15 protein-coding genes and 1 tRNA gene are annotated in these 12798 nt (G+C 38.5%); 9 read left to right on the plus strand and 7 right to left on the minus strand.

Going from position 1 to position 12798, the window contains the following annotated elements; all coding sequences use genetic code 11:
* Positions 1-3: 3 nt before the first annotated feature.
* Entirely contained in the window at positions 4-435 is a 432-nt protein-coding gene (locus tag ATE92_RS10520; RefSeq protein WP_100803670.1) for a DUF2147 domain-containing protein, read from the plus strand.
* 79 nt (positions 436-514) lie between these two features.
* Here the strand turns inward: ATE92_RS10520 and ATE92_RS10525 are convergent, their stop codons facing one another.
* Positions 515-1066: a hypothetical protein gene (locus ATE92_RS10525; RefSeq protein ID WP_157809616.1), complete on the minus strand. Its 552-nt coding sequence runs from the start codon at positions 1064-1066 to the stop codon at positions 515-517.
* 21 nt (positions 1067-1087) lie between these two features.
* Entirely contained in the window at positions 1088-1789 is a 702-nt protein-coding gene (locus tag ATE92_RS10530; protein ID WP_157809617.1) for a hypothetical protein, read from the minus strand.
* Between the two features lie 489 nt (positions 1790-2278).
* Between ATE92_RS10530 and priA the strand changes: the two genes are divergently transcribed.
* Positions 2279-4729, plus strand: coding sequence for a primosomal protein N' (gene priA, locus ATE92_RS10535; protein ID WP_100803673.1), 2451 nt, complete (start codon positions 2279-2281; stop codon positions 4727-4729).
* Here the strand turns inward: priA and ATE92_RS10540 are convergent.
* On the minus strand, positions 4726-5439 hold the full coding sequence (locus ATE92_RS10540; protein ID WP_100803674.1) for a LytTR family DNA-binding domain-containing protein: 714 nt from the start codon (positions 5437-5439) through the stop codon (positions 4726-4728). The two genes, priA and ATE92_RS10540, sit on opposite strands and share 4 nt — an antisense overlap.
* A gap of 224 nt (positions 5440-5663) precedes the next feature.
* On the opposite strand from ATE92_RS10540, the gene rpsF reads away from it, so the two are divergent.
* The 4 genes from rpsF to ATE92_RS10560 all read left to right on the plus strand — a co-directional run bounded on the left by rpsF (position 5664) and on the right by ATE92_RS10560 (position 7369).
* Entirely contained in the window at positions 5664-6005 is a 342-nt protein-coding gene (gene rpsF / locus ATE92_RS10545) for a 30S ribosomal protein S6 (RefSeq protein ID WP_100803675.1), read from the plus strand.
* 3 nt (positions 6006-6008) lie between these two features.
* Positions 6009-6305 (plus strand): 30S ribosomal protein S18, encoded by a 297-nt coding sequence (gene rpsR / locus ATE92_RS10550; protein WP_034258573.1) that lies wholly within the window; start codon positions 6009-6011, stop codon positions 6303-6305.
* A gap of 15 nt (positions 6306-6320) precedes the next feature.
* Entirely contained in the window at positions 6321-6773 is a 453-nt protein-coding gene (rplI, locus tag ATE92_RS10555) for a 50S ribosomal protein L9 (protein ID WP_100803676.1), read from the plus strand.
* A 122-nt stretch (positions 6774-6895) separates the two neighbouring features.
* Positions 6896-7369 (plus strand): DUF6495 family protein, encoded by a 474-nt coding sequence (locus ATE92_RS10560; RefSeq protein WP_100803677.1) that lies wholly within the window; start codon positions 6896-6898, stop codon positions 7367-7369.
* A gap of 52 nt (positions 7370-7421) precedes the next feature.
* On the opposite strand, the gene ATE92_RS10565 is transcribed toward ATE92_RS10560, so the two are convergent.
* Positions 7422-8663, minus strand: a complete 1242-nt coding sequence (locus ATE92_RS10565) for an ABC transporter permease (protein WP_100803678.1) — start codon at positions 8661-8663, stop codon at positions 7422-7424.
* Between the two features lie 131 nt (positions 8664-8794).
* On the opposite strand from ATE92_RS10565, the gene hisS reads away from it, so the two are divergent.
* Complete coding sequence (gene hisS / locus ATE92_RS10570) at positions 8795-10162, plus strand: histidine--tRNA ligase (RefSeq protein ID WP_100803679.1); 1368 nt, start codon at positions 8795-8797, stop codon at positions 10160-10162.
* A gap of 28 nt (positions 10163-10190) precedes the next feature.
* On the opposite strand, the gene ATE92_RS10575 is transcribed toward hisS, so the two are convergent.
* A tRNA-Met gene (locus ATE92_RS10575) sits at positions 10191-10264 on the minus strand.
* Between the two features lie 229 nt (positions 10265-10493).
* Here ATE92_RS10575 and ATE92_RS10580 point away from each other — a divergent pair.
* Positions 10494-10880, plus strand: a complete 387-nt coding sequence (locus ATE92_RS10580) for an START-like domain-containing protein (protein WP_100803680.1) — start codon at positions 10494-10496, stop codon at positions 10878-10880.
* Between the two features lie 84 nt (positions 10881-10964).
* Positions 10965-11801 (plus strand): aminotransferase class IV, encoded by an 837-nt coding sequence (locus tag ATE92_RS10585; RefSeq protein ID WP_100803681.1) that lies wholly within the window; start codon positions 10965-10967, stop codon positions 11799-11801.
* Here the strand turns inward: ATE92_RS10585 and ATE92_RS10590 are convergent.
* Together ATE92_RS10590 and ATE92_RS10595 are read right to left on the minus strand one after the other, a co-directional pair.
* On the minus strand, positions 11798-12358 hold the full coding sequence (locus ATE92_RS10590; protein ID WP_100803682.1) for a YqgE/AlgH family protein: 561 nt from the start codon (positions 12356-12358) through the stop codon (positions 11798-11800). The two genes, ATE92_RS10585 and ATE92_RS10590, sit on opposite strands and share 4 nt — an antisense overlap.
* A 138-nt stretch (positions 12359-12496) precedes the next feature.
* On the minus strand, positions 12497-12769 hold the full coding sequence (locus ATE92_RS10595; protein ID WP_100803683.1) for an HU family DNA-binding protein: 273 nt from the start codon (positions 12767-12769) through the stop codon (positions 12497-12499).
* Positions 12770-12798 lie beyond the last annotated feature (29 nt).

The following is a 12798-nucleotide window of genomic DNA, read 5'->3' on the forward strand; positions in this document are numbered from 1 at the left end:
TACATGAAAAATTCAATAATTGCCGGTTTTTGTCTTTCTTTATTTTCTTTGTCTATATCGGCTCAGAACGTTATTGGAAAATGGAAGACGGTAGACGATAACTCCGGCATTGCCAAATCGGTTGTAGAGATTTATGAAGAAAACGGAAAGATCTATGGCAAAGTGATCGAAATTTTCAATAAAAATAAGCGGGATGCTGTATGTGATTTTTGCGAAGGCGAGGATAAAGATAAACCGGTTCTGGGCTTGGTGATTATTCGCGGATTAGAAAAAGACGGGGATGAATATAACGGTGGAAAAGTTTTAGATCCTGAAAATGGTAAATTTTATAAATGTTATATCGTGTTGGAGGAACCCAATAAATTAAAAGTACGAGGCTATGTTGGCTTTTCACTTTTGGGAAGAACACAATACTGGCATCGTGCTAATAAATAGTGAACGGTGAGCAGTGAGCAGTGAAGGGGTGAAGGAACAGAGTTAATTACCCACTAATTTTTTTCTTTAAAACAATTAATTAGTGTAGTTGTTCCAGGCCCAATTGATCGATTAGATTCCAAACCGCTTCAGCACTATCGGCATTAGACTTTATAGAGCAGCCGTATTTTTCCTTGTACAAGAATTTGACGAGGTATTCTCCGGGCGCTTTTAAGAATTCTTCTTTCGTTTTCATACCCTTGTGTTCCAGCGTTTTTTCATAGCCATAGTCACTTTCACTGTTGATATTTTGAGTTGCAATTTTAAAGTGATCTCGGATTTCCGAGGCTCCTTTGTCCGTGCTACCATCCACAATTTGTACTCGTATAAAAAGATCTCCTTGCATATATACAGCCAAAGCCGAATACAGGTCGTTTTGTTTATACGGGTCAACAACAAATGCATCGAGTGTATACCCATCCAATTGTTCAGCAGGCTGCCACCCTTTCCAAGAATCTGCTTCAATCTTTTTCACTGCGTTTACATCATTGGATTTGGTTACTTCTGTTGAGGCATCTGTAGCTAGAACTTCCTTATTCCCAAAATTGCATGCCCCGAGCATACATAAAATTAGTACAAATAGAATTTTCATAGTTTTTAATATTTATAGGATTTATCCTCCACAGCCCAAAGCTTCCATTCTTTGTTGAATTCCCAATAACGTAGGTAAAATATAACCAGGCATCCAATACGAGGTCATTTCTAGAATTGTATCGCCAGGATAAGAATCTCGCCAATCTAAGAGGGCTTCAACTGATAATCCTGAAACTCTTACTAGTTTCGCTACCCATTTTGCAACAAATGGATCATTATTTTCGTTCCTTATAATAGGTTCTAGATCACGTCTATAAATATCGCTTAGCGGCCCTAAACCCATATTGTAGAGCCCTTCAGGACAATACAGAAAGGTGGTGGAGGTGGCAATGGCCATGGTTTGCATTCCAAAGAGATCGTATTTTGCTTTACAGTTTTGGGCCTCCTCGGTCATATCTACCAGGTCAAAATAACTGTCAAGATAAATAACCATAAGAAAAATACAGCTTAATTCTTTGGTGTTGAAATACTTTGTGCCTTCCTTTAATTCATCTAAATTATCCTCGTACTTCTCCTTCCAGTCTGCAGCATTTTGTTCCTCTTGGGGAGACAAAGTGACATTTTGTTCTTGGGGATTCGCGTCCGACTCAGGAGTATTACGCCGTTTTTCTTTCATATCCTCACCGGCTTGTTTGAAAACTTCCCCAAGACCTTCAAGTTGTGCTGAAACAACAAATGGAAACAGCATTATAAGAACGAAAAATAGTTTATGAATTTTCATAATCGTTAGGTATTAGTTGTTAGTTAAACTTTGTAATTTAAAATCGACCTGCCCATGTGCAGAATACATACCAAAAAGGGCAATTAATACTGCGGTGATGAATTTTGTTTTCATACAATGATTGTTTTAGTTAGTATAAAACTATATGAAAATCAATTAATTAGATAGCACAAATATTACAAAGTATACCACATATGTAACATGTTCTTTTTTTTTTGTGAACAATGAGCAGTGAGCAGTGAGCAGTGAGTAGTGAGCAGTGAAGTGTGAAGACTGAAGTGTGAACAGTGAGCTCTAACCAATATGTTTCCAAAAATTTAAATTATTTGGAGAATTGTTTATAATACACTTCCATAAACTGTTTAAAAACAAACACTTTTTTTATTTTTAGCTTTTGAAAGTTGAAAGTTGAAAGGTTGCAATGTGTATTTTATTTTCCTAATCACTAATCACTAATCACCAATCCCTAATTCCTAATTACTAATCAATTTGTATTTTATAGATGTCATTCTTCCCATTCCTTTAAAGCAGCGTTTTACCTACAACGTGAACCGCGATGAGGCTCATTTCTTAAAACAGGGAATGCGGGTGGCCGTGCCTTTTGGGAAATCGAAGGTGTATACCGGGATTGTCTATGCAGTCCATCAATCTCCTCCTTCCGGTTATGAAACCAAATCTATCGATCAGATTCTAGATGAAACATCCGTCGTTACAAAACTCCAAATTAAACATTGGGAATGGATGGCGAGTTATTATATGTGTACCCTGGGCGAAGTGATTCGAGCAGCCTTACCAAGTGCTTTTTTACTGGAAAGTGAGACCATCGTTATGCTGACTTCGGAAAAAAACGTGGATGAATCTAACTTTAGCGATGACGAATTTTTGGTGTTTGATGCATTACAACATCAACCGTCGCTGCATATTAATGACATCCGATCGATTTTGGACCGAAGCAATGTGGTAAAAGTGCTTCAGAAACTACTGGAAAAAGGAGTGATTCAGGTTCAGGAAGAAGTATTTGAACAATATACTCCAAAACTGAAGCGATATATAAAACTAGCCCTGCAGTATACTCAGGAAGATGCGTTACGTGAACTGCTGGACAGCATGTCCCGAGCGCCCAAGCAACGACAAATACTCATGACACTGTTTATGTTGTCTGCACAGGATAAAAAACCGGTCGATTCTATACGGCTTCAGAAAAAGAGCGATACTACTTCGGCAGTAATTAAAACCTTAATCGATAAAGGGATATTGGAAGAATATTTTGTTCAGAAAGACCGAATAGAATACTCAGGCGAGGCTGCTTCAGAAATAAAAGAACTCAATGAAGCCCAGATAGTGGCTTTCGATGAAATTAAAACTTCTTTCGAAACCTATGATGTCACCTTGCTGCACGGAATTACCTCCAGCGGGAAAACCGAAATCTATGTAAGACTCATTTCAGAAATAATAGAAACCGGGAAACAGGTGCTTTATATGCTTCCGGAAATCGCCTTGACCACGCAACTTATTGGCCGATTACAAAATTATTTTGGTGAAAAAGTGTCGGTGTACCATTCAAAATATTCCGTCAATGAACGTGTAGAGGTGTGGAATAATGTGCTCCAACAAAAACCGAAGGCGCAAATTGTAATCGGGGCACGTTCGTCCTTGTTTTTACCTTTCAACAATCTGGGACTCATTATAGTAGACGAAGAACACGAGCCTTCATTTAAGCAATACAGTCCGTCGCCACGCTATCACGGTCGGGATAGTGCGATTGTGCTTGCAAACCTTCACAGCGCAAAAACCTTGATGGGATCGGCAACTCCGGCTTTGGAAAGCTATCACAATGCCAAATCTCCCAAGTATGGTTTGGTTACGCTGAAAAAACGCTTCGGGAATATGTTGCTCCCCGAAATCGAATTGGTGGATATCAAGGAAAAGCATCGCAAGAAGCGGATGACGGGACATTTCAGTGATCAATTATTGGCCGAAATGACCGAAGCATTGGCACTCAACGAGCAAATAATATTGTTCCAGAACAGGCGTGGCTATTCTCCTGTTATTGAATGTACTACCTGCGGAATTGCGCCACAATGCCCTAACTGTGATGTGAGTTTAACCTTCCACCAGTTTAAAAATGAATTACGATGTCATTATTGTGGCTACCACATGGCTATGCTGCAATCCTGTATGGCTTGCGGAAGTGAAACGCTGGACTCGAAAGGCTTTGGAACAGAACAAATTGAAACCGAACTCAAAACCTTATTCCCCGAACATCGCATTGCCCGAATGGATCAGGACACTACCAAAGGGAAACATGCCTATGCAAAGCTTATAGACGGACTCGACAGCGGAGAGATCGACATTTTGGTAGGAACTCAAATGCTGGCAAAGGGATTGGATTTTCGAAACATTAGTCTGGTAGGGGTAATGAATGCCGATAACCTTTTAAATTTCCCCGATTTTAGGGCCCATGAGCGTAGTTTTCAGCTGTTACAGCAAGTAGCGGGTAGGGCAGGGCGAACCCAAAAAAGAGGCAAAGTTCTAATTCAGACGTATAATCCCTATCATCAAATACTGCAGCAGGTAAGTGTGAATGACTATGAAGGTATGTACAAGCAGCAGAACGAAGAGCGCTATCAATACAAATACCCTCCTTTTTACCGCCTAATTAAAATTACCTTTAAAGATCGCAATCAGCAAAAAATGCAAAAAGCATCCGTCTGGTACGGGCAGGCGTTACAAATGAAATTGGATGAATACGTTTTGGGTCCTGAAGCACCACCGGTTGGGAGAATCAGGAATCAGTATATTTCGAATATTCTGGTTAAAATTCCGAAGGACTTATCACTTTCAAAAACGAAAGACTACGTTGCGGGAGTGCAAAGAAGTTTTAATTCGATTAAGGAATTTTCGAGCGTTAAGGTAACAATAGATGTAGATAATTATTAGGTACGCATAGTAGCAGCAAGGGCTTCCACCAGGTCTGCCTTTCTGTTTCGGCTTAACGGAAGTTGTTCCTTATCCAATTCGATTACCTTACTGTTGTAGCGTTCTACCTTATCCAGATTTACAATATAGGATTTGTGAATTCGCAGAAAACGGTCCTTGGGTAGTAACGATTCAAAAGCTTTCATGGTAGATAAAACAACCAGTGCATCGTGTTCGGTGACCAACTTTACGTAATCCCCAAGCGCTTCAATATAACGCAGTTCGTTCAGGAAAACTTTACGTTTTTTCAGATTACTTTTTACAAAAATAAAGTCTTCTTCGTCGAAGCCGTCGTCATTCTTTAATTTGTAATTGGTAATCGCTTTATGGACTGCATTCAGGAAGCGTTCTTTCGAAATAGGTTTACGCAGATAATCTACCGCATCGTAATCGAAAGCTTTGAAGGCATATTTTGTTTTTCCGGTAACAAAAATAATCTGTGGTTTGTGTGTTAAATCATCCAACAAATCGAAGCCTGAAAGTATAGGCATTTCAATATCCAAAAATATTAAATCGATCTCGGTTGTGGCCAATCCCATCTTTGCTTCGATAGCATTGTTGTACTCCGCCACCAAATCCAATGAAGGGTGATGTTCAATTAACTTTACAATAGAAAGCCGTTGCAATGTAGAATCGTCAACAATTGCACACTTAAGTATTGGTTTATCCACAGTTAGATAGTTTAAATAGTAGAGCAATTATAAGTAAAAAATCGATGAATGACAAGTTTTTTTAACATTTGTCGTAAAAATTAATCACTTTAACTTTTTTTGTAGGAAAAGAAGTATGTTTTAAAGAAGTCAAATTAGGGTTTGTAATTAGGAAATAAAGTAGTATTTTTGCACGCTCTTGGCAAAGTGCCGGAGATTAACAACAATAATTAATACGATTTTTTATGAATCATTACGAAACTGTTTTCATCTTAAATCCCGTTTTATCTGAAGAACAGATAAAGGAAACAGTTAAGAAATACGAAGATATTCTTGTTTCTAAAGGTGCTAAGATGATATCCAAAGAGAATTGGGGGCTTAAGAAATTAGCCTATGCAATTCAACACAAAAAAAGTGGTTTTTACCATTTATTCGAGTACACCACTCCAGGTGAAGCTATTAACGATCTAGAAGTTGAGTTTAGAAGAGATGAGCGCATTATGCGTTATCTTACTGTTGCCCTAGACAAGCACGCTATTGCTTGGGCAGAGAGACGAAGAGTTCGTGATAACAAAAAAACAGCATAATCCATGGCAACTTTACAACAACAAGCAAAAGGAAAAAAAGACGGAGAGATAAGATATCTTACTCCTCTTAACATAGAGACTTCTAAAGCGAAGAAATATTGTCGTTTTAAGAAATCGGGCATCAAGTATGTAGATTACAAAGACCCGGATTTTTTATTGAAGTTTGTGAACGAACAAGGTAAAATTCTTCCTAGAAGATTAACAGGTACGTCGTTGAAGTATCAACGTAAAGTGGCCGTTGCTGTGAAAAGAGCACGTCACTTGGCTTTAATGCCTTACGTAGCCGATTTATTAAAATAAAAAGCAGATAGGATTATGGAACTTATATTAAAAAAAGACGTAGAGAATTTGGGTTTTACAGATGACTTGGTTACTGTAAAAAACGGATACGGAAGAAACTTTTTGATTCCACAAGGACATGCTATTTTGGCAACTCCTTCTGCAAAAAAAGTTTTGGCTGAAACTTTAAAGCAACGTGCTTATAAAGAGAAGAAAGTTATCGCAGACGCACAAACTGAAGCCGACAAGCTGAATGGTTTGGAAATTAAAATAGCTTCTAAAGCCGGAGAAGGTGATAAATTGTTTGGATCTATTACAAACGCTAATCTTGCTGAAGCACTTGAAAAAGAAGGTGTTTCTGTAGATAAGAAGTTTATTACTATTGCCGGAGGAAGCATTAAGCGCACCGGACAATACGATGCAACAATTCGTTTCCACAGAGATGTGATTTCAAATTTCACATTCGACGTGGTTGCTGAAGCAAAATAAACTCGAATTAGAATTTATAGTAAAACCTCGGCAATTGTCGGGGTTTTCTTTTTATAAAATTTTAGAAAAATAAACTATTTATTTCTTAACCCTTCACCGCTCACCGCTCACCCTTCACTATCATGAAATACACTCGATTAACAAAAGAACAGCTTCACGAATTGCATCCGGAGTTCATTAATTTTTTGGCGACCCAATCCATTACCGCCGAAGAATGGGCCCAACTAAAAACCGATAAGCCCGAAGTTGCCGAAGAGGAGCTGGATGTATTTAGCGACTTGGTATGGGAAGGAGTATTAAGCAAGGCAAACTATTTGGAAAATATTTCTGCCCGGCAACTGTTTCTGTTTTGTTTGAAAGAAAAAGACATGCAACTTATTGTAGTGAAAGTTTTGGATGCTTCAAAGGATATTACGACCGCTGAAGACTACAAATGGTTACAGGAAAATTACGGCTCTGATTCGGTTGAATTTTTAACGGCAACCAAAGTATATTCCGAAGACAGATACGGAGATGTTTTTAACCTTATTCAACAAGGAGCAGTAATTACTAAGGGAGAATTGTTTAATTTCTTTGACGCATTATTAAGTAGCTAATTCTGAAAAACCAATTCAGAATAAATAATAAAAATAAAGAATAAGCAATAGGCTATTCGTAGCGCAAACTCTCAATAGGATCCAAACGCGCTGCCTTGGAAGCAGGATAAGAACCTGCAATCACAGCGACTAAAAAGGTGATAATTGTCGCCCAGATCATGGCTGCCCACGGCAGGCTGAAATCAAATTCAAATATTTTCGACACTCCATAGCCCGCGATAATTCCCATGATGATTCCCAAAATACTTCCTAACTGACCAATTACGATGGTTTCCATAAAAAACTGCGTGGAAATCGTGGAGCGAGTTGCGCCCAATGCTTTTCGCACCCCAATTTCGCGGGTCCGTTCCGTAACCGACACCAACATGATGTTCATCAATGCTATCGATGACCCCAAAATAGTAATGATACTTATTATCCAGGCTGCGATTTCCAGCACTCCGGTTATTTCTCCAATGCGGTTAATTAAATCGTCACTGCGCTCAATTCCGAAATTATTTTCCTCCAGCGGACTCAGTCTTCGTATGTTCCGAAATGACATAATAGCGGCATCCTGAGCGCCTTGCATCATTTCTTTGTCTTCTACCATCACACTTATGGTGTAGTTTATGTTGGGTTCAGTAAAAATACCTCGTGCCACCTGAATAGGGATAAGTACTTTAAGATCCTGATTGTTTCCAAAAGTTGCCCCTTTAGACTCTAACACACCCACTACCTTAAATTTCACACCGCGTATACTGATGGTTTTATTGATGGGATCGTCGTTCCTGAAAATACTTTTCAGAAAATCGGCACCAATTAAACATACCTTATTGTTGTTTTCAATGTCAAAAAAAGTAAACTCTCTTCCACGATCTATCTTTGTTCCTGTATTTTCCAGATAGTGTTCGTTTACACCGTAAACCTGTACTTCCGGGTCGGTTTTTTCGTTTTCGAATTTTACTTCAGCTCTGGCCGTCCCTTGAAATGAAACTGAAGTTTGGGTGTAAGGATAGTCGTATTTGTCTACAAACTCACGCAGATTGTCGTAACTAATAATGGGGTTGACCTTTTCAACTTCCCCACCCTGATTTCGTTGGACGGTAAATTCGTATCGCTGAATATTAAATGTGTTTGCTCCCATGGAAGCAAAATCACTGGAGATAGTATTTTCAAGTGCCTTAACCAGACTGAGAATTCCCACCAAAGCAAAGATGCCAATAGCTATGATAACGATCGTTAAAACTGTTCTAAGCATCTGACTCTTAATAGAATCTAATGCAATGCGAACATTTTCTCGAAAGAGTGAAAACATAGAGGTTGGGTGAAGGGTTTATCGTTAGACTATAATCTGCTTATAAAGTTACAATTTCCCTAATAATTTAAGATATTTGCAGGAGAGAATTAATAATGAACTATTAATAATTATTAATTAATAATAACACATTGAAGAAACCCTCCATACCAAAAGGAACCAGAGACTTTTCACCTGCCGAAGTGGTACGGCGTAACTATATTATGAATACCATAAAAAGTTGCTTTACTACCTATGGCTTTCAACCTATTGAAACCCCTTCGTTTGAAAACAGTGAGACCTTAATGGGGAAATACGGGGAAGAAGGTGATCGATTGATTTTTAAAATTCTGAACAGTGGGGATTATTTAAATAAGGTGGATGATGCTTTATATACCGAAAAAGACAGCGGAAAGTTGACATCAAAAATCTCTGAAAAAGCCCTTCGTTACGACCTTACCGTTCCCTTTGCACGGTATGTAGTGCAGAATCAGAATGACATTAGCTTTCCTTTTAAACGCTATCAAATTCAGCCGGTGTGGCGCGCAGACAGACCGCAAAAGGGAAGATTCAGAGAGTTTCTTCAGTGCGATGCCGATGTAGTGGGAAGTGATTCCTTATGGCAGGAAGTAGAACTGGTACAATTGTACGATGCTGTTTTTCAGAAGTTAAATCTGAAAGGTGTTACCATCAAATTAAACAACCGTAAAATATTAAGCGGTATTGCCGAAGTAATTGGTGCCGAAGACAAACTCATCGATTTTACGGTAGCGCTTGATAAACTGGATAAAATAGGAGAGGAGGGTGTAAAAACCGAAATGCTTTCCAAAGGAATTTCTAAAATCGCCATCGCAAAAGTACAACCTCTGTTTGAAGCCAGGGGAACGGCTTCAGACAAGTTGCAAATGCTAAAAACCCTCCTGGCTACTTCAGAAACCGGTTTAAAAGGTGTTGCTGAACTTGAATTTATCAATGCCACGATTTCAGAATTAGGACTTGAGACCGCTTCGCTTGAAATAGACGTTACTCTGGCCAGAGGTCTTAACTACTATACAGGAGCTATTTTTGAAGTCGCCGCACCCAAAGCAGTAAATATGGGGAGTATTGGCGGGGGAGGCCGTTATGATGATCTTACCGGCATCTTCGGACTAAAAGACGTGAGCGGAGTTGGGATTTCATTCGGTTTGGATAGAATCTATCTGGTGTTGGAAGATTTGAATTTATTTCCCGAAACCGTTTCGGAAGTTACCAAAGTACTTTTTATCAATTTTGGTGAAGCCGAATCATTGTATGCTATGAAAGCGATTACAAAATTACGCCGTTCTGGTGTTACTGCCGAATTGTATCCCGATGCCGCCAAAATGGGCAAGCAAATGGGCTATGCAGACAAACGCAACATTCCTTTTGTGGTGCTGGCAGGCGAAAAAGAAATAAATTCTCAATCTTTTACACTTAAAAACATGAAGAGTGGAGAGCAGGAAACCATAGATATTGAAACATTAACCAAAATGTTCTCATAAAAAAACCTTCCGGGTGGAAGGTTTTTTGTAGCGAGATCGAGACTTGAACTCGAGACCTCCGGGTTATGAATCCGACGCTCTAACCACCTGAGCTACCTCGCCATTTTCTAAGATATTCCGCTTCTCCTCAGCGAAGGTGCTTGTCCGTCCGTAGTGTAACGAAAGCGGAAGCTACCTCTCCGTATTTGCGACGGCAAAGATAGAAACAAAATCATCTAGCGCAAAGATTCAATTCACTTTTTTAAAGAATATTTTTCGTCAAAAAAAATTCTAGCTTTCATTTACGGGTTACATTTAAAATCTATATATTGGGCTTCCGCTAACTACAACTATGGATGACAAAATAAAATACGAGATAGAGTTTCCAATACATGTATCTCCATCTCTTTTATATCAATATATTTCAACCCCCAGCGGGTTGAGTGAATGGTACGCAGACAATGTAAATTCCAGAGGTGAATTCTTCACCTTTATCTGGTCTGAAAGTGAAGAAAAAGCAAAATTAATCGGGAAGAAAAGTGGGGAACGAATTAAGTTTCGATGGATGGAAGATGAAGAGGAAGACTACTACTTTGAACTGCGGATTCAGGTTGACGAAATCACAAAAGATGTTTCTTTAATGGTAACCGATTTTGCCGAAGAAGACGAGTTGGAAGAAGGAAAAATGCTGTGGGAAAACATGATTTCCAATTTGAAACAAATTTTGGGTTCTACCTAGAAAACAGAGACCGGCTGAAACTTTAGCCTAGGCATAAAATATAGTATCTTTGCACCGTTCCATATAAAAAGGAACGGTTTTTTTATGCTCAATCTCAACGGTAAAATAATTCCATCTTCCGAAATTTCAGAAAACAGAGGCCTTCAATACGCCGACGCCGTTTTTGAAACCATCAAAGTGTCGGCCGGAAAAATTTTATTTTGGGAAGATCACTATTTCCGACTTATGGCGTCTATGCGTATTCTTCGTATGGAAATTCCCATGAACTTTACGATGGAATTTCTCGAGGAGGAAATTGAGAAAACAATTGCTTCACAAGAAAATTCATCACATGCCTATCGAATAAAATTATTGGTCTGGAGAAAGGCTGGGGGCAAATACACTCCCCAAACTCGTGATGTTGAATATTTTATTACCGTCGAATCACTAAGCACACCGTTTTATACTCTTGATGAGCAACCTTATACTATTGAATTATTTAAGGATCACTACGTAAATTCGGGTTTACTTTCCACCTTAAAATCGACCGGGAGGACTATCAACGTGTTGGGAAGCATCTTTGCCGAGGAGAACGATTATAGTAATTGTTTGTTGTTAAATGAAAACAAGCAGGTGATAGAGGCGCTTAACGGGAATGTTTTTTTGGTAAACGGATATAAAATTAAAACACCTCCCTTAGCCGACGGTTGTTTAAACGGAATTCTTCGGAAACAAATCATTGACATACTGGGACAGTTACCCGATTATATTTTAGAGGAGGCTTCTGTATCCCCCTTCGAATTGCAAAAGGCGGACGAAATCTTTATTACAAACACTATTCTAGGAATTCAACCTGTTACAAAATATCGTAAAAAGGAATACACCAACACTGTGGCGAAAGAGTTATTGGCAAAATTAAACGTAAAAGCCCGCTTGGGTTAGTTGAAGATAGGATTTTCCGGCGCATTGGACCAAATAACATAGTCACCACCAAATTCAATCATTTTTTCCTTCCAGAAATTGTTGTACGATTTTCCTATGATATCGTTCTTGTAGTTATTGGGAGCAACTACCCAACTATTTACTTCTAGCTCTTGTTCTAGTTGTTCACTGGCCCATCCCGAATACCCCAAAAAGAAACGAATTTGATCTTCTTTAAGAGAGTCTTCCTGTAATAGACCGGCAATGGCCTGAAAGTCACCACCCCAATAAATACCGTTGGAAATTTCAATGCTGTCCGGGATGATTTCAGGGATTCTATGTATAAAGTACAGATTGTCCTGTTCTACCGGACCACCATTATACACGGTTAAATTTGAATTCACCTCAGGAATAAAGTCTTTTAATTTGTACTCCAAAGGTTTGTTGAGAATAAAACCTACAGATCCGGTTTCATTATATTCGGCAAGTAACACCACAGATCTGTTAAATGAAACGTCACCTATAATAGAAGGTTCAGCAACTAGAAGCACTCCTTTGGTTGGTTTTAATGAGGTCATCTGTAGTATTTATTGAATTAAATCTAAGTATTAATTTGTTAAAAAACAACATTATATATTTAAACTACACTTTTGGAAATTAAAAAACCCTTCTTAATAGTGTTAAGAAGGGTTTCCAGAATTTAGTTGGTGTATAAATTAATTTACACTGCTTGCTAAATCTGAACCTGCTTTAAATTTAACTACTTTTTTAGCAGCAATTTTAATAGTTTTTCCAGTTTGAGGGTTTCTTCCTTCTCTGGCAGCTCTTTTAGATACTGACCAAGATCCAAAACCGACTAAAGATACTCTGTTACCTTTTTTAAGAGATTTTTCTACGTTACCTAAGAAAGACTCTAACGCTTTTTTTGCAGCTGCTTTGGTGATTCCGGCGCTTTCGGCCATTCCATCGATTAAATCTGATTTGTTCATAGTTTACTGTTTAAAATTAAATTGTTGGT

Origin of the sequence: Ulvibacter sp. MAR_2010_11, assembly GCF_002813135.1 — a bacterium.
Classification (GTDB): domain Bacteria; phylum Bacteroidota; class Bacteroidia; order Flavobacteriales; family Flavobacteriaceae; genus Altibacter.